The sequence below is a fragment of the Martelella sp. K41-7 genome (assembly GCF_055808365.1).
In genome coordinates, this window is record NZ_CM147867.1 from 2,492,309 (window position 1) to 2,515,613 (window position 23,305).

Genomic DNA, 23,305 nt, shown 5'->3' on the forward strand with positions numbered 1-23,305 from the left:
CGCTTGCAGCTTGCAGCCCGCCCGTCTATGAATTTCCCATGTTCACATTGGCCCACATTTCAGACATTCATCTCGGTCCCCTGCCGCAGCTCTCGCCGCGCGAGCTGGTCTCCAAGCGGATCACCGGGTTTTTGAACTGGCATCGCAATCGCCGCAAGCATTTGGGCAAGAACACGCTGGAAAACCTGCTTCTGGCGATTGCCGACGAAGCGCCGGATCATCTCGCGATCACTGGCGACCTCGTCAATCTTGCCACCACCAAGGAAATCGAAAACGCCGCCGAATGGCTTAAGAGCGTCGGCCCCGCGAAAGACGTCTCTCTGGTGCCCGGCAACCACGACGCTTATGTCGGCGGCGCCTATGCAAAGGTCGCAAAGGCCTGGCACGACAATATGCAGGGCGACGACGTCCGGCCCCTCAGCAAGACATCCGATTCGCTCACATTTCCCTACCTGCGCAAACGTGGGTCGGTGGCGCTGATTGGCTGTTCATCCGCGATCGCATCGCCACCCTTCATGGCCATCGGGGCATTCGAGAGAAAACAAGCGCGCAGAACATCCGAGCTGTTGCGCCAGGCTGGCGAGGAAGGGTTGTTTCGAATTGTGATGATCCATCACCCGCCGGTGCGCAATGCGGCGGCCCGCCACAAGCGACTGATCGGAATCAGGCGGTTTCGCGCCGCGCTTTCGACAGGCGGATGCGAGCTCGTACTGCACGGACACACTCACCTCAACACCGTCAATTTCATTGAAACGCCGCACGGCAAGACCCCGGTTATCGGGATCGCTGCGGCTGGCCAGGGAACAGGCGGAAAAAAACCGCCGTCGGCCTTCAACCTGATCACTGTCAAAGGCAAAACGGGAGAATGGGAAATGCACTGCAGGCGCCACGCGCTTGACGCGATCAGCGGCACCATCGAACCGGAAAGCGAATTCAGCTATTCCTACACCTGAGCGCCGGCGGCATAGGCATCAATCAGGGCATTTATGCTGAGAGAAAGAGCAGCCCCAACCTTCGCGCATTCGCCACCGCCGAAGCTGTCCCACCCCATACCGTTTTTGACGGCCTGGGGGCTGGTGCGAAAATACATGGATTGCCCCATAATGGTGAATATCAGAATTTTTGTCTCTTCCGCATCAGGGTCACGACCGGCGGCACGTCCCAGCAATTGACAGAGATGACGGTGGATCGGTTCGCTGATCTGTTTATAGAGCAGGTCAAAGGCCTCGCTGCGCTGGTTGATAAAGCGCATCACGAAGGCGGAAATGTCATCTGCATCAGGCCGTCCGGAGATCGGAGTCACGAGCAGCCGCGCAATCGCCAGAAGCTCCGTGCGGGCCTCATCTGCCGAAACATCATCAGCCATCGGCTGAAGAACCGAAGTTCCAAGCGTTTGCTCGATTGCCTCGACCGCGCGATGCGCGCAGGCAATCAGAAGTCCCGGCTTGCCCCCGAAATGATAGGCGATGCTGCCAATGTTAGCGCCCGATTTCTCAGCGATCTTGCGCGTGGAGACGGCATTATATCCGTATTCGGCGAAGAGACGCACAGCGGTTGAGATAATCGCATTGCGTGTGGCCGCTGCCCCCTGAAGATTTTCTGTCATTGCGTTCATGTTTACTTTCGATTGCTCGGTAATTGTCCGGCTCTCTTTTTATTCCCCGTTAACGTCATCGTCCCTGCAAATGATCCACATCGCAATGGGACAAGTCATGAAAAACACATTTATGCCTCATTTTTTAATCAGCCGTATCATAACAAGCACAGAAGCGGGATAGTCCACAATTGCATCGCTCTTGTGTTCGTCGACAAACTGTCGCGCGCCTCTTGTTTCCGTGTTTCACTCGGGGCAATATCGCGCCGGCAACCCGCATATCTGCGTGAACGCTAACCCCGGCCCATTCCATAGTCGAGACACTCAAGGAAACGATGGACATCGCCGTCAGAACAAAACAGACCGGCAACATGATTGGCGGAAAAGCAAGACGACACTGGCTGCCCGCACTGCTCTGCTGTGCATTTCTCGGTATCGGCATCGCTATCGGCATGGCTGCGTCACGCGGCTCCGTCGCAACCCAGACTGTTGACCTTAGCCTGGACCGGTCCTTCGACTGGATTGACGATGTCTGTGCCAGCTTCCGGATTTTTGGCAAAAAATATCAGCCGATCACCGACATCGGTCCGGAAAATCCGGCCGCTGTGACGGAACTTATTGCAAGAACGACCGGCCTTGATATCACAATCCCGTCATTCGATCAGGGTGCAAGCATTTTTGAAGGTGCAAGGATCGTCGCCATCGATCGCACGCCAGGTGTGGAGTTGTTCTACCGCAACAATAGCGGCGACCTGCTTTCCCTGTTCATCCTGGCACGTCCGACATCGACGGATAACCAAATCACCGACGTTCAGGAAACGATCCGCGACGATCTGACAGTGGCATGGTGGCAGGCCGAAAGAACCTTGATTGCCGTCGTCGGCCCGTCTTCAGATACCGATATGCCTGCGCTTGCCCAGTCTGTATATCTGCATTTTTGAAGCGGCGGCATCCACCCGGGGACGCCGCCGTAGCGGGGATTTCTCAGCCCCGCCCTGCCAGGATCTGGTTTACCGCCGAAACAATGGCCTCCAGCGAGGCCGCCACGATATTGGTGTTGATACCAGCGCCGAACATCCGGCCACCGTCATATTTCACATCAACATAGGCAATCGCCTTGGCATCCGAACCGTGATTGAGTGAATGCTCGGAATAGTCCTCAACGGAAAGATTGATCCCGAGATAGGCTGACAGCGCATTGACAAAGCCGTCGACCGGGCCGTTCCCCTTCGCATCAATCCGCTTTTTCTCGCCACCGTCAGTGATTTCGGCGGTCACGACACGCACGCCCTTGGCCGCTCCCTGCGGGTAGGTGTGGTGGTCAATGAACTTGATGCGGCCTTCCGGCTGATCGACATAGTGCTCCATAAACACGTCGTAAATGCGTTTCGAAGGCAGTTCGCGGCCTTCCTCGTCAGTGATCTTCTGGATCAGTTCGCGGAAAGCCACCTGCAGGCCGCGCGGCAGGTTGATACCGTAATCACTCTGCATGATGTAGGCGATGCCGCCCTTGCCCGACTGGGAGTTGATGCGGATGATTGCCTCATAGGTGCGGCCCACATCCTGCGGGTCGATCGGCAGATAGGGCACTTCCCAGACCGGCTTGTTGGCAATCCGGATCGCCTTCATGCCCTTGTTGATTGCATCCTGATGCGATCCGGAAAAGGCGGTATAGACCAACTCGCCGACATAGGGATGGCGTTCCGGGATCACCATCTGGTTGGAATATTCGTAGACTTCCTTGATCCGCCCGATCTCGGAACAGTCGAGCTCTGGATCGACACCTTGCGTGAACATGTTGAGCGCCAGCGTGACGATATCGACATTGCCGGTGCGCTCGCCATTGCCGAACAGCGTGCCCTCGACACGGTCTGCACCGGCCAGCAGGCCCATTTCAGCGGTCGCAATACCCGTTCCCCGGTCATTATGCGGGTGGACGGAGATGATCAGGTTTTCGCGATTGTCGAGATTGCGGCACATCCACTCGATCTGGTCGGCATAGATGTTCGGCGTCGACATCTCGACGGTCGACGGCAGGTTGATGATCAGCTTGTTGTCGGGCGTCGGCTGCATTTCCGCGATCACGGCATTGCAAACCTCCAGCGCAACGTCCAGTTCCGTTCCGGTGAAGCTTTCCGGTGAGTACTCGAACCGGTAGCCGCCGCCGGCCTTTGCAGCCATGTCGGTGATCATCCTGGCGGCGTCGACAGCAATCTGCCGAATGCCGGCCACGTCCTTGGCGAACACCACGCGACGCTGCAATTCACTGGTGGAATTATAGAAATGCACGATCGGGCGGTGCGCACCTTCCAGCGCCTCAAAGGTCCGCGTGATCAGCTCTGGCCGGCACTGCACCAGAACCTGCAGCGAAACATCATCGCCGACCTGATCGTTTTCGACGCACCAGCGGGCAAAATCGAAATCAGTCTGCGAGGCGGAGGGAAAGCCGATCTCGATTTCCTTGAACCCCATATCGAGCAGCAGTTGGAACATGCGCGCCTTGCGGTCATGCCCCATAGGATCGACCAGCGCCTGATTGCCGTCGCGCAGGTCGACCGAGCACCAGGTCGGCGCGTTTTCGATGCGTCGCGACGGCCACTGCCGATCGGAAAGATCGATCTGCGGGTAAGGCTGGTACTTGCTGGCAGCCGTCGGCATACCCTTGGATTTTGTGGAATGACTCGCGTCCATTTTGTCCTCTTATCCGGCCTGCCATATGCTGCCTCAGGGGCGCATTCCGGCTTGGGCCATTCTCGTTATCATCAAGTGTTCGGGAATGAAGGAGCGCTTGGTGCCAAGCGGCTTTCCGGCCGCCGGGCGCTCCTTAAAGGACCCGGCAACCGCTGTTAAGGCCGAGAAGAAGGAGCGAGTTTGACGCGCGCATGGGAGCGGCGGCGGCGCATGCGCCACCCGAAAATCTGCCCTGCCGATATGCATCAAAATTCATCATGGCATGTTCCATAGCGGCATCGACAGCCGATTGCAATCCAAAATCGCCTCAGCTGCCTGATGCCCGTTTGTGTGCCAAGCGCTTGACGCCTGTTATCGCAAGCCCGGCCGCAAGTCCCCAGAACGCGCCTGAAATGCCAAAGAAGCCGACCCCGGATGCCGCCACAAGAAAGGTTGCCGCAGCGGCTTCCCGTGCACCGGGATCCTTGAAGGCGGCGACGGCGGCAGCCCCGAATGCGCCGATCAGAGCAAGACCTGCGACCGCCTCGATCAGGATGGGCGGTGCCAGCGACACCAGCGCCACCACCAGCCCGCTCATCAGCCCGAAGGCGATATAGCCGATGCCGGCAATGATCGCCGCCCAGTATCGCCGCTTCGGGTCAGGATGCGCATCGGGGCCAGCGCACATCGCCGCCGTAATCGCCGCGAGATTGACGCCGTGCCCGCCGAAGGGCGCAGACAGCAGCGAGAACAGCCCGGTCACCGAAAACATGCGCCCCGCAGACGGCCGGTAATTATTGATATTGAGGATCGCCACGCCGGGGATATTCTGCGAGGCCATGGTGACGATGAACAGCGGCAGGGCAACGGAGATCGCCGCCTGAAGGCTGAACACCGGCGTCACCCAGACGGGAAGCGGCACCGCTTCGCGCCAGACACTGGCCCAGGCACCGGCCGGAATATCGACGCCGAAGACCAGCACCAGAACAAAGGCCCCAAGCGCGGCGGGCACCGCCAGCAGCCGATTGAACGCGCCGACAACAATGAAGGCGGCGATGATCGGAAGCCCCAGCAGCGGATCAAACTTCACCGCCTCCACCGGTGCAAAACACAGAGCCAGCAGAACGCCGGCAAGCATGGCATTGGCAAGCGGTGCGGGAATCGATGAGATCGCCCGGCCGACCGGTTTCAGAAGACCGGCAGCGATGATCAGCAGATTGGCGATGATGAAGGCGCCGACGGCCTCGGCAAAGCCACCCGGCAGCGTTCCCGCCGTTGCCAGAAGAGCGGCACCCGGCGTGGACCACGCCACGCTGACCGGCATGCGGGTGACGGCAGAAATGACGATCCCGCTGACGCCCATGACAATCGAAAGCGCCATCAGACCGGAAGCCGACTGCGCCGGACTTGCGCCGACCCCCTCAAGCCCCTGAAGGACGACTGAAAAAGAACTGGCAAAACCGACAAAGGCAACCAGAAGGCCCATGAACAGGCTCTGTGCCGAAAAATCCCTGAACAAGCCCTGCCCTCCTGAATACGGCCACCTGATCAGTCAATTGCAAGCATGAAAAAACCGGGCGGAGCAAGCCCCACACCCGGTTTCTCGGTTCGCAAGCAGATACTGATGATCAGATTTCAGCCTCGCTGGTGACAATCCGCGACACGAGGCCGTATTCGATTGCCTCTTCAGCTGAGAGCCAGTAGTCGCGGTCAATATCCTTGGCGATCTTGTCTTCCGGCTGTTCGGTGGCAACGGAAAAGATTTTGATCAGACGCTGGTTCATCTTGATGATTTCGCGCGCCTGGATTTCGATATCCGATGCCGGACCGCGGGTGCCGCCGGAGGGCTGGTGCAGCAGGAAGCGGGTATTCGGCAGGCAGATGCGATCTTCCTTGGCAGCCGCCGCATAGATCAGCGCACCGGCAGAGGCAACCCAGCCGGAACCGACCATGACGACCTTCGGCTTGATGAACTTGATCATATCGTGGATCGAATCGCCCGATTCCACATGACCGCCCGGCGAATTCACGAATACGCGGATATCCTCATCGGATACGGCAGCCATGGCCACAAGCTGTGAGCAGACGCGCTGGGCAAGTTCCTGCGTGATCGGGCCGTAAATGAAGATCGACCGCGACTTGAACAGATTGGCTTCGGCTTCCTTGCCCAGGGGCAGTTCGGTCTTCTTGTCGTCGTCTTCTTCGTTCATTCGGCATCTCCAAGGGTAAGGGTTCTGATACCCGACTTAATGCGAATATCGCGCCAATACAATGTCCCCTGCGCTTCGGCCTTGCCGCAAACAGCGCCCCTGCCTTGAAACTGCGGGAACCGGCCCCCACGTCAGTCATGTCAATTCGATATCCGGACCAGCGGCCCGGCACATCCGATCCGATTTGGGCGCGTTCAGCGAACTGAACAAGGCAGCAAACCGGCCAATCTCAAAAAATCTGAAAGGACTGGACCGTGCGTTACAACCGACTTGGGAATTCAGGGCTGAAGGTCTCCGAACTCTGTCTCGGCGCCATGACCTTTGGCGGCAAGGGGATGTGGACAGCAATCGGCGAGCTGGACCAGAGCGCGTCGGAAGAGCTGGTCAAGCTGGCCATCGATTCCGGCATCAACTTCATCGATACGGCCAATGTCTATTCCGAGGGCCTCTCTGAGGAGATCACCGGTCAGGCCATCAAAAATCTCGGTGTTCCGCGCGACGAGGTGGTGATTGCCACCAAGGTGTTCGGCGGCATGGGCGAAGGGCCGAACGCGCGCGGCAGTTCGCGCTATCACATCATGGAGCAGGTCAAGAACAGCCTCAGACGGCTCCAGACCGACCACATCGACCTCTATCAGCTTCATGGTTTCGACAATACGACGCCGATCGAGGAGACGCTTGAGGCCCTCGACACGCTCGTGCGCCACGGCCATGTGCGTTATGTCGGCGTCTCAAACTGGGCAGCCTGGCAAATCGCCAAGGCGCTTGGCCTTTCCGAGCGCAAGGGTCTTGCCTCGTTCCAGTCGCTGCAAGCCTATTACACCATTGCCGGCCGTGACCTCGAACGCGAAATCGTACCGATGCTGAAATCCGAAGGGCTTGGGCTGATGGTCTGGTCACCGCTTGCCGGCGGGTTCCTCTCAGGCAAATATGACCGCAACAATCAGACAGACGGCGAAGGCCGCCGCGTCAATTTTGATTTCCCGCCTATCGACAAGGAACGCGGTTTTGCGGTGATCGACGTGATGCGCGAGATTGCCGGGGCCAAAGGTGTTTCGGTGGCGCAGATCGCGCTCGCCTGGTTGCTCTACCAACCGGCGGTCACCAGCGTCATCGTCGGCGCCAAGCGGCCGGAACAGTTGAAGGACAATATCGCTTCGACCGAAGTCGAGATGACGGCCGAAGAGATGGAACGCCTCGATACGGTTTCCGCACTGCCGCGCGAATATCCCGGCTGGATGCTGGAACGCCAGTCCGGCGGAGAAACCGTGTCGCCGCCGCGCGTTCCAAAATAAGCTCAGCAAAGCAATACAGATGCGTCTGGCTGTCCGGATTTCCCGGGCCGCCTTTCTTTCATAAGGGCATACGTCATTTTCCATGTGGACAGAAAAGGACCGGCAGCGATAGTCTGAGTGCATTGATTTTTCTGTGCGCCACCGGGGCATCCGATAAATGAGGGAACAATGTTCAAGCGCATCGCCAAAAGCGCCAGTCTATCCACCGGTCTTCTTCTCGCAGCTGCAGCACCAGCCTTTGCCCACCTAAATCCGGTCGAGCACGGCTCTTTCATGGCCGGTTTCTCGCATCCGCTCTTCGGTGCGGATCATATTCTGGCGATGGTCGCGGTCGGCATCTGGGCGGCGATGATTGGCGGGCGGGCGATGCTTGCCGTTCCTGCATCCTTCGTTATCACCATGGGAATCGGCTTTGCACTGGCGCTTACCGGCTTCCATCTTCCCTTCGTTGAACCGGCCATTCTCGCCTCGGTCGTCGGTCTCGGTCTGCTGGTGGCTCTTGCGGTCAAGGTCCCCACCCCGGTCTCGGCCGCTGTTGTTGCCGTGTTCGCTCTGTTTCATGGCTTTGCCCACGGTAGCGAACTCGGTGGTGCCGGTGCCATGTCATTCGGGCTCGGTTTCATGGCCGGCACAGCCCTTCTGCATGCCGCAGGTGTTGGCCTCGGCATCGGCCTCAACCGGTTTGGCGGCATGCGCCTTTCGCGTATTCTCGGCGGCGCAACCGCTCTTGCCGGCATTGCCATGATGGCAGGCTGATAAACGAAGCTTTGCACGGGCATGTTCGCATGCATGCCCGTGCTGATATACAGGCAATGCCGCAGTGAAAACCTCTAAAATCCAGTCGCATAGGCGGGATTTTGCAGCGCCTTCCTTGCGAGGGAAGCTGTCATGAAGCGAGACAATCATGATCCTTCAAGCCTGCCTGAATGGCGCCCGCCCTGCCGGATACCACCCGAAACTGCCATTTTCGGCTGAAACGATCGCCCGCGATGGCGCAGCCTATGTTGCCGCAGGCGCTGCCGAGCTTCACATACACCCGCGCAGCTCTGATGGACGCGAAAGCCTCTCGACAGTCAGTGACGTGATAGAGGCCACACGAGCAGCCTGCCCTGGAACGCTCCTGGGCGTTTCAACCGGGGCTTGGATCGAGGAAGACGAGCAGAAAACCCGCGACTGCATCGCCTCATGGACCGCATTGCCCGACTACGCATCCGTCAACCTCTCGGAGCCGGATGCCCCGGCCGTCACCGCCTTGCTCCACGAAATTGGTGTAGGCGTTGAAGCCGGCCTTGCTTCCCAGTCGGACGCCGAACGGTTTGTGACGCTTCCGGATTGTCACAGAGCCTTCCGTATTCTCATTGAAATCGAAGAGCAGGATATCGACGAGGCCGATAGCACTGCGGGCCGGATTTTCGAAGTTCTTGCGCGAACTGGTGTCAAAAGGCCCGTGCTCTTGCACGGCTTTGACGCAACCGTCTGGCGCTTTGTCGAACGTGCACATCATCAGCGTCTGTCGACGCGGATCGGCCTTGAAGATGGCTGCCTGCTTAGAAACGGTGACGTTGCGAACGAAAATGCCGAGCTGGTGTCGCAAGCACTGCAGCTCCTCCGGTCAGGTAAATGACAATTCGCTCGATTACCGCCTGAGGCAAGCTCCACGCTTTACCTGCTTCACTCGATCTTGACCCGCATCCCGTGCGGCTTGACCCCCTCCGGCTCGACATGAATGGCAAGCGTGGAGCCTGGGATCGCCTCCTTGATTGCACCTTCGAGCCGGTCGCAGATGCCGTGGGCCTCTCCCACCGTCATGTCCTCGCTGACCACGAGATGAAAATCAATGAAAGCAGCGGAACCGGCGCGGCGTGTCTTCAGGTCGTGCACGTCGGATGATCCGTCGGCGTTGTCGAGGATCGCCTTGCGGATGGCGTCTTCCTCCTCGCCGGTCAGGGCAGCATCCATCAGTCCGCCAACCGATTCGGCGATCAGTTGCCAGCCAGCGTAAAGGATGTGGGCCGCCACCAGAAGCGCGATCAGCGGATCGAAGATCGGAAAACCCGTAGCCAGCGCGATGCCGAGACCGATGACGACACCGACAGAGGTGACAACATCGGTGCGGATGTGCTTGCCGTCTGCCACCAGCGCCGGGGATCGCATAGCCCGTCCGGCCCGGATCAGCACATAGGCCCAGACCCCGTTGATCAGGCTGGCGAAGATGTTCACGCCAAGGCCGAGACCTACTTCGGTCGGCATGGTCGGGTCGAACAGCTCACCGAACGCCTCCTTGAAGATCATAAGCGCCGCAACGACAATCGCCACGCCCTCGATCACCGCAGAGATGTACTCGGCCTTGTGATGACCGAACTGGTGGTCATGGTCGGCTGGTTTGGATGCGTAGACGATTGCGACGAAGGCCGCGATCGAAGCCACCACGTTGACGATCGATTCCAGCGCATCGGAAAGAAGCGCCACCGAGCCGGTCACGCGCCAGGCCAAAAGCTTGATTGCAAGCACCAGAAGCGAAAGCGGGATCGTCCAGAATGCCAGTGTTCGCGTACGGCTTGCGCCGCCGCCCTGTGCGTGATCACCAGTCATTGGAAATTCCCGTTTTGCCGAACGACAGGGCCGGATCAGTCGTCCGGCGCTATCGGCTTGCTAGCGCCTTACCGCGACAATAGCAAGACAACTCTCAGCCTGCCGCTTTTCGAGCAGCAAGCGCCTCGCCGGAACGGGTAACCAGCTTGCCCATCACATTTTCGATAATGCGCATGCCGGCGTCGCCGCCGAGTGTCATGATCGATTCGGGATGAAACTGGACGGCAGCGACCGGCTCACGCGCATGCTCGATGCCCATGATGATGCCATCATCCGTTTCCGCCGAAATCGCGAAATCGGTCGGCAGTTGCACGGCATCGGCGAAGATCGAGTGGTAGCGCCCGACGGTGATTTCCTTCGGAAGCCCGTCAAAAATCCGGCCAGGTTCCAGAATGCGGATGCGCGAAGGCTTGCCATGCATCGGCACCGCAAGCTGCCTGAGCGAGCCACCATACGCTTCTGCCAAGGCCTGAAGACCAAGGCAGACACCAAAGATCGGCAGCTTGCGGCTGCGGGCTTTCTTGATGGTCGCCTTGCAGTCGAAATCCTTCGGCATGCCGGGGCCGGGTGAGAGCACGACGAGATCGGGCGCAATGCGATCGAAGGTCTCGTCGGCAACCGGAGAGCGCACGGTTGCGACCTCCGCACCGGTCTGGCGGAAATAATTGGCAAGCGTGTGAACGAAACTGTCTTCGTGATCGACAAGCAGCACCTTCAGCCCCGCCCCGATTTTCGAAACCGGCCGGGTCGCCGGCGCAAGTTTCTCCGTCTCTGCCTCGCGGATGGCGGCGAGCATGGCTGAAGCCTTCAATTCGGTCTCCGCTTCTTCCTCGTGAGGGTCGGAATCGTAAAGCAGGGTAGCACCGGCGCGGACTTCGGCCACCCCTTCCTTCACGCGGATGGTGCGCAGCGTCAACCCTGTGTTCATGTCACCATTGAAGCCAACCATGCCGATGGCGCCGCCATACCAGGCGCGCGGGCTCTTCTCGTGGTTTTCGATGAAACGCATGGCCCAGAGCTTTGGTGCGCCGGTGACCGTCACAGCCCAGGCGTGGCTCAAGAACGCATCGAAAGCGTCCATGTCGGGGCGCAGACGGCCCTCGATATGGTCCACGGTGTGGATCAGACGCGAATACATCTCGATCTGGCGACGACCGATGACCTTGACCGAGCCCGGCTCGCAAACCCGGCTCTTGTCGTTGCGATCGACATCGGAACACATCGTCAGTTCGGATTCGTCTTTCTGCGAGTTCAGAAGCTTCAGGATCTGCTGGCTGTCGGCGATCGGATCTTCGCCGCGCTTGATGGTGCCGGAGATCGGGCAGGTCTCGACCCGCCGTCCCGTAATCCGCACAAACATCTCCGGCGATGCCCCGATCAGATACTCCTGATTGCCGAGATTGATGAAGAAGGAATAGGGCGACGGGTTGGTCGCCTTCAGCCGCTTGGAGATCGCCGACGGCTTGCTGGCGCAGCGCTCCATGAACTGCTGGCCGGGCACGACCTCGAACAGGTCGCCGCGCACGAAGCTATCCTTGGCCTTGGTGACGAGTTCGGCATATTCGCCCTTGTGATGGTCGCTCTTCGGCGGCACGCTGTTGGAGGGGCGGAAAGGCTCCGGCTCGATATCGCCGTTCTTGTCCTCGGTCGAAAGCCCGTCCTTTTCGAAATCGTAGCGGTCGATCCAGGCCTTGGCGGCGTGATTGTCAACCATCAACACTTCGTCGGGCAGGAACAGCACCATATCGCGCTGTTCTTCAGGACGTTCAAGCTTCAGCTTGACTGCATCGAACTGGAAGGCAAGGTCATAGCCGAACGCGCCATAAAGCCCAAGGCTCGCATCCTCATCCGAATGGAACAGGTCAACAATGGCCCTCAGGACAGTAAACACCGTCGGTGCCTTGGAACGCTCTTCCTCGGTAAATTGGCGATCGGGCTCGCGGACCAGCAGGTCAATGCGGCGCGGCGAACGGGCTGTGATCGTCGCCGCGTCCAGCGCCTCGACAACGGGCACCATCAGAGAAAGCAGCGCCTCGCCCCGGCCGTTGAACGCTTCGATCCACATGGTGCGGCCATTGCAGGAAATGGCAGCGGGCGGGTCGATCACGGCGGTGTCCCAACGAGTGTAGCGACCGGGATATTCGTAATTGGACGAAAACACCGCCCCGCGCCGCTCGTCCAGCCGCTCGATATAGCTTGAAACGGAATCGCCATAGGGCACGAAACGGCGGGTGCGCGTGATCTTCACGCCGCCTTTCGTCACATAGCTTTCCCCGCCATCCGGCCGTTCATGAAGGTTCATTGTCCCTGCTCCACCTTTTCACGGAAGCGGTTTTCCCGCGCATCCCGCATTTTCAATCGTTGAACCCCGCAAAGGCGGCGACAATACGAAAAAAGCCGCCTCGGTTTGAGGGCGGCTTCGTCAGATCATCCAGACATGCGTGATCGCGGCCGCCTTTAGCGAGCCCACCACCAGTTTGCAATGTTTATCGTGATCATCATGGGATGATTTCTAACCCAGCTTGTGCGGGCTGGCAAGCAGGAAGCGCAATGACGGCGTTTCTGGCGGTTCAGGAGCCTTGATACGCACATGGATGAAAAGCGCATTTCACTGGGCGACGGTTGCCCTCACGCGCGCGCGGACATAATCCGGAAGCAGAAACATATTGAAAAACAATCCTTAAGGGAGGCAGACATGCCGCAACCCGCGCAAAGCAGGCATTGGTGGAAAGAAGCCGTCGCCTATCAGATCTATCCGCGCTCCTTTGCCGATTCCAACGGTGACGGCATCGGCGATATCCCCGGCATCATCGAAAAGCTCGATCATGTCGCCGGCCTCGGCATCGATGTCATCTGGCTGTCGCCGCATTTCGACAGTCCTAATGCCGATAACGGCTATGACATCCGCGATTATCGCAAGGTGATGCAAGAATTCGGCACCATGGCCAATTTCGACCACCTGCTTGCCGAGATCCAGAAGCGCGGCATGCGGCTGATCATCGATCTTGTGATCAACCACTCCAGCGACGAACATGAATGGTTCGTGGAAAGCCGGTCATCGCACGACAACCCCAAACGCGACTACTATATCTGGCGCGATGGCGCGAAGGGCGTTCCCAACAATTTCGTTTCCTATTTCGGCGGCTCCGCCTGGGAAAAAGACGAGACTACCGGCGATTACTACCTGCACTATTTCGCCAAAAAGCAGCCGGACCTCAACTGGGACAATGAGGACGTTCGCGCGGAAGTCTACGACCTGATGCGGTTCTGGCTCGACAAGGGGATCTCCGGCTTCCGCATGGATGTGATCCCCTTCATTTCCAAGAATTTTGCATTTCCGGACCTGACGGAAGAAGAGATGAAGGACCCGGGCCGTGTCTATGCCTCCGGGCCGCGTCTGCACGACTATCTGCAGGAAATGAATCGCGAGGTGCTGTCGAAATACGACTGCATGACGGTGGGCGAGGCCGCAGGCGTTTCCGACGCCCAGACCCCGTTGTTCGTCGATGAGGCCCGCAACGAGCTCAACATGATCTTCAACTTCGCCGTGGTCATGCTCGACCGCGATGGCTGGCGCTGGAAACAGCGCAAGCTGACCGAGATGAAAGCGACCTTCGACCGTCTCGACAAGGCCGTCGGCATGACCGGCTGGAACACCGTCTTTCTCGGCAATCACGACCAGCCGCGCACTGTCAGCCATTTCGGCGACCCTGCGCCGGAATATCGCGCGCTTTCCGCCAAGGCGCTGGCGACGATGATGCTGACCATGCGCGGCACACCGTTCATCTATCAAGGCGAGGAACTGGGCATGGTCAATTACCCGTTCACCGGCCTCGACCAGTTCGACGATATCGAGGTGCGGGGCTTGAGGCAGGACTACGTGGAAACAGGCAAGGCGAGCGCCGAGGAGCTATTGGAAAACCTCAACAAGGTCAGCCGTGACCATGCCCGCACACCGATGCAGTGGGATGCTTCGGAAAACGCCGGATTCACGACCGCCGAAAAGCCATGGCTGGCCATCAACCCGAATTATCCGGAGATCAATGCCGAGGCCGCGCGCTCAGATGAAAGCTCGATCTATCATCACTACCGGCGGCTGATTGCGCTTCGCCACCATATCCCTGCCCTCACTTACGGCACCTATGAAGACCTTGCCCCCGACCACGAAACGGTCTTCGCCTTCGAACGCAAGCTTGATGATGTTCGCCTCGTCACCGTCATCAATTTCTCGCGTGAACCAGAGACATGGAGCGATGCGCGGCTTGAAGGCACTGCAATCCTCATCAGCAATGACACCAGTCGCGGCGACACCCTGTCAGATGACACACTGACGCTCTCGCCCTGGGAAGCGGTGGTCCTGAGGCTTCCTGCCTGACGCGGAAAAAGCCTGAAATGCAAAACGGCGCCTTGCGGGCGCCGTTTTGATATTATGCCTGGGTTAAAAATACCTCAGGCCAACCGGCCGTGGCAATGCTTGAACTTGCGGCCGGATCCGCAAGGGCACACATCGTTGCGACCGACATTGCGATATTCCTCGGGCAACTCGCCTACCCGCGCTGCTGCTTCTCCGGCGCCGACCTGCTCGCCGTTCATCTCGTCTTCGCCGGTATCCGGATCGATATGGCTTGCGCGCAGGCTGGCCGGATCGACTTCCGGCTGGGGCTGTGGTTGCTGAGCCTCGCGCACGAGCTGAACGCGCGAAAGCTGCGAAATCGCGACCTCGCGCATACTGCCCAACAGCACCCTGAACAGCTCAAAGGCTTCGGCCTTGTATTCCTGCAGCGGGTCGCGCTGGGCATAGCCGCGGAAACCGATGACCGAGCGAAGATGGTCGAGATTGACGATGTGCTCCCGCCAGAGATGATCCAAAGCCTGCATGGAAACCTGACGCTGGACATATTTCATAACATCGGGACCGAACTGCTCGGCCTGGTTGGCGCGCACCTCTTCAGCCTGATTGGCAGCGGCGTTGATCCGCTCGAGAATTTCAGGCTCGGCAATTCCATCTTCTGCGGCCCACTCTTCGATCGGCAGGTCGAGGTTGAGGATGCGGACGCAATCTTCCTTAAGACCTGCGGTATCCCACTGCTCGGCATAGGCGCGCTCCGGAATACGGCGGTTCACGGCATTTTCGATCACCTCGTGGCGCATATCCTCTACGATTTCCGAAATATCGTCGGAATCCATCAGTTCCTTGCGCTGATCGAAGACCACCTTGCGCTGATCGTTGAGAACGTCGTCATATTTCAGGAGGTTCTTACGAATGTCGAAGTTGCGGGCCTCGACCTTCTTCTGCGCGCGCTCAAGTGCCTTGTTGATCCAAGGATGGACGATCGCCTCACCTTCCTTCAGGCCAAGCTTGGTGAGCATGCTCTCCATGCGGTCGGAGCCGAAGATGCGCATCAGGTCATCTTGAAGCGACAGGTAGAATTTCGAACGGCCCGGGTCGCCCTGACGGCCTGAGCGGCCGCGCAGCTGATTGTCGATACGCCGGCTCTCATGGCGCTCGGTCGCAATCACGTAAAGACCGCCAGCGGCAAGTGCCTCCTGCTTGAGACGCTCAACGTCCTCGCGGATCGCCTGTTCCTTGGCATCGCGCTCGGGACCGGCCGGTGTGACCTTGCGCTCGACTTCGACGCGCTCGCCCTCTTCATTGGTGACGATATCGACGCCCGGCTCCAGATAGCCAAGCTCTTCCTGAATGCGCATCTCGAGATTGCCGCCGAGCTGGATATCGGTACCGCGACCGGCCATATTGGTGGCAATGGTCAGCGCGGCGGGAACGCCGGCTTGGGCGATGATGAAGGCCTCGTTTTCATGATAGCGCGCGTTCAGGATCTTGAAATCGGTGATGCCGTCGCGCGTCAGGGCCGCGGCCAGAAGTTCGGACTTCTCAATCGAAGTTGTGCCGACGAGAACAGGCTGGCCCTTTTCCTTGGCAATCTTGATTTCTTCGACGATCGCCAGATATTTTTCTTGGACGGTGAGGTAGACCTCGTCATCCTCGTCCAGACGGACAATCGGCAGGTTGGTCGGAACTTCAACCACTTCGAGCCCGTAAATATTACCGAATTCTTCCGCTTCTGTCGCAGCAGTACCGGTCATGCCGGCCAGTTTGTCATACATTCGGAAATAGTTCTGGAAAGTGATCGAGGCCAGCGTCTGGTTTTCCGGCTGGATCTTGACATTTTCCTTGGCCTCGAGCGCCTGGTGCTGGCCTTCCGAATAACGGCGGCCCGGCATCATCCGGCCGGTGAATTCATCGATGATCACGACCTCGCCGTCACGCACGATGTAGTCCTTGTCACGGGAGAACATCTTGTGGGCCTTGAGCGCGTTGTTCAGATGATGGACGACTGTGACGTTTTCGACGTCGTAAAGCGAGGCGCCCTTCATCAGGCCCGACTCGGTCAGCATCTGCTCGAGCTTCTCCATGCCGTCTTCGGAGAAATTGGCCGAGCGCTGCTTTTCATCGATTTCGTAATCGCCCTCTTCGAGCATCGGGATGATCTTGTCGATGGTCACGTAAAGATCCGAGCGATCATCCAGCGGACCGGAAATGATCAGCGGCGTACGGGCTTCATCAACCAGGATCGAGTCAACTTCGTCGACGATCGCATAATTGTGGCCGCGCTGAACCATCTCGGAGCGCTGCATCTTCATGTTATCGCGCAGATAATCGAAACCGAGTTCGTTATTGGTGGCGTAGGTGATGTCGGCCTGGTAGGCCGCCCGGCGCTGCTGGTCTTCAATACCGTGATGGATCACACCGGTGGTCAGGCCGAGAAAGCCGTAAAGCTTGCCCATATTCTCGCTGTCGCGGCGGGCAAGATAGTCGTTGACGGTTACGACATGAACACCCTTGCCTGAAAGCGCATTAAGATAGACGGGAAGCGTTGCGACAAGAGTCTTGCCCTCACCGGTCTTCATCTCGGCAATCGAATTTTCATGCAAGATCATGCCGCCGATCAGCTGAACGTCGAAGGGTCTCAGGCCCAGCACACGTTTGGAGGCCTCCCGGGCAACGGCGAAAGCTTCAACAAGAAGATCGTCCAGGCTCTTGCCATCGGCGATCTGCTTTTTGAATTCTGAGGTCTTGGCCTTGAGGTCGTCGTCAGAAAGAGCAGCCATTTGCTCTTCGAGAGCATTGATTGCAGCCACACGGGGTTTGTAGGCACGAATACGGCGTTCATTGGCCGAACCGAACAATTTGCGGGCTACGCCACCGAGTGAGACCATTTCAAAAGCTCTTTCCGAAAGTTGTCATATCTATCCTGTACGTGGCGCCGTACAGACGCACTCCTGACAAGCAGGGTCCAGATTGCTTTTTGAGCTTCACTGGACGCGGGCTTGGCAGACAGATAAGAGGGGGTCGGGGGATGTCAACGTCAAACGCCGCGCCAGAATGGCCACATTCCTGTGTTGCCGGTCTTCAAATGAGCCGCTGCACATTAAAAGTCTGTAAGGGTGCAACACAATTCGCCGCCATCCGTTGACGCCCGGTGGCGCTTCCACCACATGCGGCTGTACCGTTCAGCGCAGACGGCGAAACAACACATTTCGCAAAACCAAAGAATAAAAGGTGATTTCATGCAGAAAAGACATTTGGCAGCAGCGGCACTTCTGGCATCAACCGTCAGCTTCGCTGTGCCGTCCTTCGCCCAGGATAGCGGTTCACCCGCCAATGAACCGGTTGTCGCAACCGTTGACGGCACTCCGATCTACCAGTCGGAACTGCGTAGCACTGTTGAACAGTTTCAGGGTCAGTTCGGCCAGATGCCGGAAGAGCAGGTCCGCGCGATTGCGCTTTCGAGCCTGATCGACATGAAGGTCATCGCCGACGCGGCCGAAAAAGATGGCCTAGACAAAACAGAAGCCTTCAAGACCCGCATGGATCAGCTTCGCCAGGAAGAGCTCTACAACACATTCTTCGAGCAAAAGATCAACGCCGAGATCACCCCGGAAACGCTGAAGGCACGCTATGACGAGGAAATCGCCGACGCGCCGAAGCAGGAAGAGGTTCACGCCCGCCATATTCTGGTCGACAGCGAAGCCGAAGCTCAGGAAATCATCAAAGAACTCGACAATGGCGCCGATTTCGCCAAACTCGCCGAGCAGCATTCGACCGGTCCTTCCGCATCCAATGGCGGCGATCTAGGGTACTTCTCCAAGGGCCAGATGGTTCCGGAATTCGAAGAAGCCGCGTTCGCGCTTGAGCCCGGCGAATACACCGAGACCCCTGTCCAGAGCCAGTTCGGCTATCATGTGATCGAGGTCGAGGACGTCCGCGAAAAGGCACCGGCCCCGTTCGAACAGGTCGAACCGCAGCTGCGCCAGCTCGTCGCTAGCGAGAAATACAACGAGGTGGTCAGCAAGCTGAAGACCAACGACAAGATCGTGATCGAAGATCAGGACTTGCAAGACGCCTATAACGCCGTCAATAAAATGCAGTGATCCAAACCACCCGGCCCGCGCATCACCGCGGGCCGGAACTTCAGAGGCCTGCCATGACGACTGCCGTATCTCCGCTTGCGCCCAAATTCTTCTCCCCGATGCCACCGATTGACGGCGTGCGTATCGCGACCGCCGCCGCTGGCATCAAATACAAGGGGCGGACGGACGTCATGATGATGATTTTCGACGAGACGACTTCTGTCGCTGGCCTCTTCACGCGGTCCAGATGCCCCTCCGCGCCTGTCGATTTCTGCCGCAGCAATCTTGCCGGCGGATCAGCCCGGGTACTTGTGGTCAATTCCGGCAACGCCAATGCCTTCACCGGCAAGAAGGGTGCGGAAGCAACCGCGCTGACAGCACAAACCGCCGCCAAGGCTGCAAACTGCTCCGAAGGTGATGTGTTCCTCGCATCCACCGGCGTCATCGGCGAGCCGCTCGACGCAACCAAGTTTTCCGACGTTCTATCGGCCATGGCAGGCGGAGCCCGGCCCGACTGCTGGCTCGATGCGGCCAAGGCGATCATGACAACCGACACCTATCCGAAGGTCGCCACCCGTGGCGCCATGATCGACGGGGTTTCCGTAACGCTGAACGGCATAGCCAAGGGCGCAGGCATGATCGCGCCCGACATGGCAACCATGCTATCCTTCATCGCCACCGACGCGGCGGTCTCCGCCGAAGCCCTCCAGCAACTCCTTTCCGAAGGCGTGGGCGCAAGCTTCAATGCTGTCACCATCGACAGCGACACCTCCACCTCCGATACCGTGCTGGCCTTTGCCACCGGCAAGGCGCCAGGTCAGGACATAGTCAACGATGGCACCGACCCGCGGCTGGACGACTTCCGGGCGGCGTTGCACGCGCTGATGCAGGATCTGGCACTGCAGATCGTGCGCGATGGCGAAGGTGCCCGCAAGATGGTGACCGTCCGCGTGACGGGTGCTGAAAATGACCGCGCCGCCGGCGTGATTGCCCGCTCGATCGCCAATTCCCCGCTGGTCAAAACCGCAGTTGCCGGCGAGGACGCCAATTGGGGCCGTGTGGTCATGGCTGTCGGCAAGGCCGGGGAGAAGGCCGACCGCGATCGGCTCGCGATCTGGTTCGGTGATATCCGCGTGGCCGTCAACGGCGAGCGCGATCCTGACTACGAGGAAGATTTCGCCTCCGCAGTCATGCGCGAAGACGAAATCATCATCCGTACCGATATCGGCCTCGGTGACGGACAGGCAACCGTCTATACCTGCGACCTCACCAAGGAATATGTCGCCATCAACGGCGACTATCGCAGCTGAACCGGCAGGCGGTCGCGTTGCCATCGCGCAACACCGACCGCCTCAACAAAAAGCCTGTGTTTACAGACCGGCCTCTCCCGCACTAGATGAATGAAAAACAACGATAACGTCGCGACAGGATCGGATCAAAGGTGAGTGCGGATCTTCCACTTGTGCGTCGGCTTGAAGCCATGGGGTTGCGCGCGTGGCCGGCAAAGAACGTGCTATATGACGGCGCCTGGCAGCTTCGGCTGACAGCGGGTCACCCGTCAAAACGTCTGAACAGCCTGTCAGTTCTTGATCAGTCGGATACTTCCGATATCGAGATCAGGATCGAGAAGGCGCGTCGTCACTACGAGACTTTCGGACGGCCGCTTCTGGTGCGCGAAACCCCGCTGACACCGCCCACGCTCGTCGAATATCTGATAGCCGAGGGCGCCGAGCCGTTTGACACGACCGTTGTCATGACACTCGATCTCAACCTTTTTGACCCCTTGGAAGGCATCGAACTGTTGCCGAGCCAGGATGTCAGCCGTTTCGTTGGCGCAGCACTGAAGGTGAACCCCGTGCCAGGTCTAACCAAGGCTGGCCTGGCCGAAGTGGTTACCGCCATCAAGCCATCGCATGGCTTCTTCATCCGCGCGCAAGATCGCGGTGAGCCTGTCGCGGCCGGGCTATGCGTACATGATTTCGATATGGCCGGCATTGAAGCCTTCGCAGTCGCACCAGATGCGCGGCGCAAAGGCCATGGACGCGAACTGGCAACCGGCATGATGCGGTGGCTGAAGGGGCGCGGCGCGCGCACCGTCTGGCTTCAGGTGACGGAAAGCAATGAAGCGGCGCTTTCGCTCTACCGGTGCTTCAGCTTCAAAGAGGCATATCGATATCGCTACTGGCGTGAAAAGGCTGAACAATGACCGACAAGAAGCTGCTGCTGGTGGCAGCCTGTGCCCTGATCGACAACGATGGCCGCATTCTGCTGGCGCAACGCCCTGAGGGCAAGACGCTTGCGGGCCTGTGGGAATTTCCCGGCGGAAAGGTGGAAACCGGTGAAACGCCCGAAGCCTGCCTGATCCGCGAAATGGAAGAGGAACTGGGCATCACCACCAAGGCCGACTGCCTCGCGCCCCTGACCTTTGCCAGCCACACCTATGACGACTTCCATCTGCTGATGCCGCTGTTCGTCTGCCGCCGCTATCAGGGCATTCCCTCCGGCCAAGAAGGCCAGGCGATCAAATGGGTGCGCGCAAAAGACCTGCGCGATTACCCGATGCCACCCGCAGACGAGCCCCTCATCCCCATCCTGCAGGATCTGCTGTAAACAGCGTCAAAGCCCTGACAGTTCGCCCCTGCGGCGTGTAATCTCGGCCGAGACGACATCCGCCACGCTTTTGACCCTTTGCGAGGCAATCAGGTCACTGTGGGTCACCAGCAGGATCGGACGCTCCATCATACCGCCGTCCGGCAAGCGATCTGCCAGCAGCCGAAGGTCATCTTGAGCCAGGAAATGCGGCAGCACAGCCCTGCCAATGCCGCGCCGCACGGCTTCCACCTGCCCCGCAAGCGTGTTGACGGCAAAACGTGCGTTTCTTTCATTTGCAAAGGCTTTCGACCAGCCGAGCGGAACGGCGAGGCTTTCCGATTGCGGCCATGTGACGATCCGCAATGGCTCCGCACCGTGTTTCGGCCCGTAGAGGCCAAAGCCCATGGTGGCGAGCTGGCGGACCCGGAGATTGCCGCGCTCCGGCCGGACCATTCTGAGCGCGAGGTCAGCATCGTGCCGGTGCATATTGACCGCCACCGTTGAAAACGCGATCTCGACATCCAGTCCCGGGTTTTGGGCAAGCAGCGGTTCGAGCGCCGGCACGATGAAGCCTGCCACCAGGCTTTCAACACTGGCAAGTCGCACCTGACCGCGAATACCCGCATCGTCACTGGCCTGAAGGCGCATGTCACCGACGGCCAGTTCCACAGCTTCGGCACGCGGCAGTAGCGCCTCACCCTGATCGGTCAGGATGTAACCGCTTTGATGCCTGAGGAAGAGCGGGACCCCGAGTGCGTTTTCCATTCGCTCGATCCGCCGCGCAATCGTGGCGACACCGCTTTTGAGCTGTGCCGCAGCGCCGGACAGTGTTCCCTCGCGGGCAACAGCGAGAAAAACACGGTTATCATCCCAGTTGAATTGAACCATTCAATTTTCCATTTTCGGAAAACGACATACCGATATTGTCTGTATCATACTCTTTTTCGGAAAGGCATCCTCCGCGCATTCGATTAACAGACGAGGTTGCCATGACCGTCTCAAACGACGCTTTGTCCAATCGGGCCAATGCTGCTTCCGCCGACGCGGCAGCACTCGGGCTCAGCGCCCTTTCCGCCATTTTCTGGGGCACGAATTTCGAGGCAACGCGGATTGCGCTTTCCGGCCTGCCGCCATGGACGGCTGCGGCCCTTCGGTTTGCAATCGCCGCCATCGCGATTCTGACATGGCTATACTTCAGCGGCGGCTTTCGTGTCAGCGTCCTGAAACAGAACGTCTGCGCTTTTCTGGCGCTCGGGATCGTCGGCGTCGCAGGCTTCAACGCCGCGCTGTTTCTGGGCATGCAAACATCAAGCCCGGTCACGGCGGCGCTGATCATGGGCACAAGCCCGCTGACGACCAATCTCATCGACGCCGTCTTTCAGCGACGCCTCCCCTCGCTTAGCGCCATTGTCGGTATGGCCATCAGCCTTTTTGGCGTTTCACTGACAGTCGGTGCATTTTCAGGCACCCAGTTCACCTCCGGCGATATCCTGATCCTTGCGGGCAGCCTCGCTTGGGCGCTCTACACCATCGGCTGCCGCCGGATCGTGCACGAAGCCACGCCGATGGAGACAACAGCCTGGACCATGAGCGGTGGCGCAATCGCGCTTCTGCTTGCCGCTTTTTTCTTCGAAAATCCCTTTGCCGCACTCACCGCCGCGGATGCACCGGCTCTCGGCGCAGTGTTGTGGATGGCGCTCATAGGCTCGGTTCTCGCCTATATTTTCTGGCAGATCGGCATTGCCCGGCGCGGACCCAGCGCAACATCGGTAGTCTTCAACCTTGTGCCGGTCTCTGCCCTATTGGTCGCGGCGCTGTTCGGGCGCATGCCCGATCTCTTCCAGATCGCCGGTGTTGCCATCGCGATCTTCGGTATCCTTCTGGCAAGCGGCAGACTCCCCCATTTGAAGCGGTGAAGC

Annotated in this window: 19 protein-coding genes; 11 read left to right on the plus strand and 8 right to left on the minus strand. The window is 59.0% G+C overall.

The annotated features are described in order from the left end of the window. The first annotated feature begins 38 nt into the window (after window positions 1-38). The gene (locus AC0L7L_RS11850; protein ID WP_473509169.1) at window positions 39-953 is read left to right on the plus strand and encodes a metallophosphoesterase family protein; all 915 of its coding nucleotides are present in this window, start codon (window positions 39-41) and stop codon (window positions 951-953) included. On the opposite strand, the gene AC0L7L_RS11855 is transcribed toward AC0L7L_RS11850, so the two are convergent. Next, window positions 944-1,615 (minus strand): CerR family C-terminal domain-containing protein, encoded by a 672-nt coding sequence (locus AC0L7L_RS11855; RefSeq protein WP_473509171.1) that lies wholly within the window; start codon window positions 1,613-1,615, stop codon window positions 944-946. The two genes, AC0L7L_RS11850 and AC0L7L_RS11855, sit on opposite strands and share 10 nt — an antisense overlap. 314 nt (window positions 1,616-1,929) lie before the next feature. On the opposite strand from AC0L7L_RS11855, the gene AC0L7L_RS11860 reads away from it, so the two are divergent. Continuing rightward, on the plus strand, window positions 1,930-2,535 hold the full coding sequence (locus AC0L7L_RS11860; protein ID WP_473509173.1) for a hypothetical protein: 606 nt from the start codon (window positions 1,930-1,932) through the stop codon (window positions 2,533-2,535). A 43-nt stretch (window positions 2,536-2,578) separates the two neighbouring features. Here AC0L7L_RS11860 and leuA read toward each other — a convergent pair whose 3' ends face one another. The 3 genes from leuA to AC0L7L_RS11875 form a co-directional block, all read right to left on the minus strand. After that, window positions 2,579-4,285 carry a 2-isopropylmalate synthase gene (gene leuA / locus AC0L7L_RS11865; protein WP_272212132.1) on the minus strand — a complete coding sequence of 569 codons (1,707 nt, stop codon included), beginning with the start codon at window positions 4,283-4,285 and terminating at the stop codon, window positions 2,579-2,581. Window positions 4,286-4,592: 307 nt separating this feature from the next. Next, on the minus strand, window positions 4,593-5,783 hold the full coding sequence (locus tag AC0L7L_RS11870) for a benzoate/H(+) symporter BenE family transporter (protein WP_473509175.1): 1,191 nt from the start codon (window positions 5,781-5,783) through the stop codon (window positions 4,593-4,595). A 109-nt stretch (window positions 5,784-5,892) separates the two neighbouring features. Continuing rightward, window positions 5,893-6,474, minus strand: coding sequence for an ATP-dependent Clp protease proteolytic subunit (locus tag AC0L7L_RS11875; RefSeq protein ID WP_272212135.1), 582 nt, complete (start codon window positions 6,472-6,474; stop codon window positions 5,893-5,895). A gap of 254 nt (window positions 6,475-6,728) precedes the next feature. Between AC0L7L_RS11875 and AC0L7L_RS11880 the strand changes: the two genes are divergently transcribed. The 3 genes from AC0L7L_RS11880 to AC0L7L_RS11890 all read left to right on the plus strand — a co-directional run bounded on the left by AC0L7L_RS11880 (window position 6,729) and on the right by AC0L7L_RS11890 (window position 9,393). Then, window positions 6,729-7,769, plus strand: coding sequence for an aldo/keto reductase (locus tag AC0L7L_RS11880; RefSeq protein ID WP_272212136.1), 1,041 nt, complete (start codon window positions 6,729-6,731; stop codon window positions 7,767-7,769). Window positions 7,770-7,949: 180 nt separating this feature from the next. Beyond that, on the plus strand, window positions 7,950-8,525 hold the full coding sequence (locus tag AC0L7L_RS11885; protein ID WP_473513902.1) for a HupE/UreJ family protein: 576 nt from the start codon (window positions 7,950-7,952) through the stop codon (window positions 8,523-8,525). A gap of 148 nt (window positions 8,526-8,673) precedes the next feature. After that, complete coding sequence (locus AC0L7L_RS11890; RefSeq protein WP_272212138.1) at window positions 8,674-9,393, plus strand: 3-keto-5-aminohexanoate cleavage protein; 720 nt, start codon at window positions 8,674-8,676, stop codon at window positions 9,391-9,393. Between the two features lie 47 nt (window positions 9,394-9,440). On the opposite strand, the gene AC0L7L_RS11895 is transcribed toward AC0L7L_RS11890, so the two are convergent. After that, window positions 9,441-10,361, minus strand: a complete 921-nt coding sequence (locus AC0L7L_RS11895) for a cation diffusion facilitator family transporter (protein ID WP_473509178.1) — start codon at window positions 10,359-10,361, stop codon at window positions 9,441-9,443. A 94-nt stretch (window positions 10,362-10,455) separates the two neighbouring features. Then, window positions 10,456-12,663 carry an anthranilate synthase gene (locus AC0L7L_RS11900; protein ID WP_272212140.1) on the minus strand — a complete coding sequence of 736 codons (2,208 nt, stop codon included), beginning with the start codon at window positions 12,661-12,663 and terminating at the stop codon, window positions 10,456-10,458. A gap of 393 nt (window positions 12,664-13,056) precedes the next feature. Here AC0L7L_RS11900 and AC0L7L_RS11905 point away from each other — a divergent pair, with 393 nt between their 5' ends. Then, window positions 13,057-14,736: an alpha-glucosidase gene (locus AC0L7L_RS11905; protein ID WP_473509180.1), complete on the plus strand. Its 1,680-nt coding sequence runs from the start codon at window positions 13,057-13,059 to the stop codon at window positions 14,734-14,736. A gap of 74 nt (window positions 14,737-14,810) precedes the next feature. Here the strand turns inward: AC0L7L_RS11905 and secA are convergent, their stop codons facing one another. Then, on the minus strand, window positions 14,811-17,600 hold the full coding sequence (gene secA / locus AC0L7L_RS11910; RefSeq protein WP_272212141.1) for a preprotein translocase subunit SecA: 2,790 nt from the start codon (window positions 17,598-17,600) through the stop codon (window positions 14,811-14,813). A 351-nt stretch (window positions 17,601-17,951) separates the two neighbouring features. Between secA and AC0L7L_RS11915 the strand changes: the two genes are divergently transcribed. From AC0L7L_RS11915 to mutT, 4 genes are all read left to right on the plus strand, one after another. Beyond that, a complete protein-coding gene (locus AC0L7L_RS11915; RefSeq protein ID WP_272212142.1) occupies window positions 17,952-18,815 on the plus strand; it encodes a peptidylprolyl isomerase in 864 nt (287 codons plus the stop codon). Between the two features lie 53 nt (window positions 18,816-18,868). Next, the gene (gene argJ / locus AC0L7L_RS11920; RefSeq protein ID WP_272212143.1) at window positions 18,869-20,104 is read left to right on the plus strand and encodes a bifunctional glutamate N-acetyltransferase/amino-acid acetyltransferase ArgJ; all 1,236 of its coding nucleotides are present in this window, start codon (window positions 18,869-18,871) and stop codon (window positions 20,102-20,104) included. A gap of 131 nt (window positions 20,105-20,235) precedes the next feature. Beyond that, the gene (locus AC0L7L_RS11925; protein WP_473509183.1) at window positions 20,236-21,000 is read left to right on the plus strand and encodes a GNAT family N-acetyltransferase; all 765 of its coding nucleotides are present in this window, start codon (window positions 20,236-20,238) and stop codon (window positions 20,998-21,000) included. Next, entirely contained in the window at window positions 20,997-21,404 is a 408-nt protein-coding gene (gene mutT / locus AC0L7L_RS11930) for an 8-oxo-dGTP diphosphatase MutT (RefSeq protein ID WP_272212145.1), read from the plus strand. The genes AC0L7L_RS11925 and mutT overlap by 4 nt, the downstream gene beginning before the upstream one ends. A gap of 6 nt (window positions 21,405-21,410) precedes the next feature. On the opposite strand, the gene AC0L7L_RS11935 is transcribed toward mutT, so the two are convergent. Then, entirely contained in the window at window positions 21,411-22,274 is an 864-nt protein-coding gene (locus AC0L7L_RS11935; RefSeq protein WP_272212146.1) for a LysR family transcriptional regulator, read from the minus strand. Window positions 22,275-22,375: 101 nt separating this feature from the next. Between AC0L7L_RS11935 and AC0L7L_RS11940 the strand changes: the two genes are divergently transcribed. Next, on the plus strand, window positions 22,376-23,302 hold the full coding sequence (locus tag AC0L7L_RS11940; RefSeq protein WP_473509185.1) for a DMT family transporter: 927 nt from the start codon (window positions 22,376-22,378) through the stop codon (window positions 23,300-23,302). Window positions 23,303-23,305: the final 3 nt, after the last annotated feature.

What these genes read in the sequence shown, in the direction of transcription:
- AC0L7L_RS11850 (WP_473509169.1), top strand. Translation starts at nt 39, where the DNA reads ATGTTCACATTGGCCCACATTTCAGACATTCATCTCGGTCCCCTGCCG.
- AC0L7L_RS11855 (WP_473509171.1), bottom strand. Translation starts at nt 1,615, where the DNA reads ATGAACGCAATGACAGAAAATCTTCAGGGGGCAGCGGCCACACGCAAT.
- AC0L7L_RS11860 (WP_473509173.1), top strand. Translation starts at nt 1,930, where the DNA reads ATGGACATCGCCGTCAGAACAAAACAGACCGGCAACATGATTGGCGGA.
- leuA (WP_272212132.1), bottom strand. Translation starts at nt 4,285, where the DNA reads ATGGACGCGAGTCATTCCACAAAATCCAAGGGTATGCCGACGGCTGCC.
- AC0L7L_RS11875 (WP_272212135.1), bottom strand. Translation starts at nt 6,474, where the DNA reads ATGAACGAAGAAGACGACGACAAGAAGACCGAACTGCCCCTGGGCAAG.
- AC0L7L_RS11890 (WP_272212138.1), top strand. Translation starts at nt 8,674, where the DNA reads ATGATCCTTCAAGCCTGCCTGAATGGCGCCCGCCCTGCCGGATACCAC.
- AC0L7L_RS11895 (WP_473509178.1), bottom strand. Translation starts at nt 10,361, where the DNA reads ATGACTGGTGATCACGCACAGGGCGGCGGCGCAAGCCGTACGCGAACA.
- AC0L7L_RS11900 (WP_272212140.1), bottom strand. Translation starts at nt 12,663, where the DNA reads ATGAACCTTCATGAACGGCCGGATGGCGGGGAAAGCTATGTGACGAAA.
- AC0L7L_RS11905 (WP_473509180.1), top strand. Translation starts at nt 13,057, where the DNA reads ATGCCGCAACCCGCGCAAAGCAGGCATTGGTGGAAAGAAGCCGTCGCC.
- secA (WP_272212141.1), bottom strand. Translation starts at nt 17,600, where the DNA reads ATGGTCTCACTCGGTGGCGTAGCCCGCAAATTGTTCGGTTCGGCCAAT.
- AC0L7L_RS11915 (WP_272212142.1), top strand. Translation starts at nt 17,952, where the DNA reads ATGCAGAAAAGACATTTGGCAGCAGCGGCACTTCTGGCATCAACCGTC.
- argJ (WP_272212143.1), top strand. Translation starts at nt 18,869, where the DNA reads ATGACGACTGCCGTATCTCCGCTTGCGCCCAAATTCTTCTCCCCGATG.
- mutT (WP_272212145.1), top strand. Translation starts at nt 20,997, where the DNA reads ATGACCGACAAGAAGCTGCTGCTGGTGGCAGCCTGTGCCCTGATCGAC.
- AC0L7L_RS11935 (WP_272212146.1), bottom strand. Translation starts at nt 22,274, where the DNA reads ATGGTTCAATTCAACTGGGATGATAACCGTGTTTTTCTCGCTGTTGCC.
- AC0L7L_RS11940 (WP_473509185.1), top strand. Translation starts at nt 22,376, where the DNA reads ATGACCGTCTCAAACGACGCTTTGTCCAATCGGGCCAATGCTGCTTCC.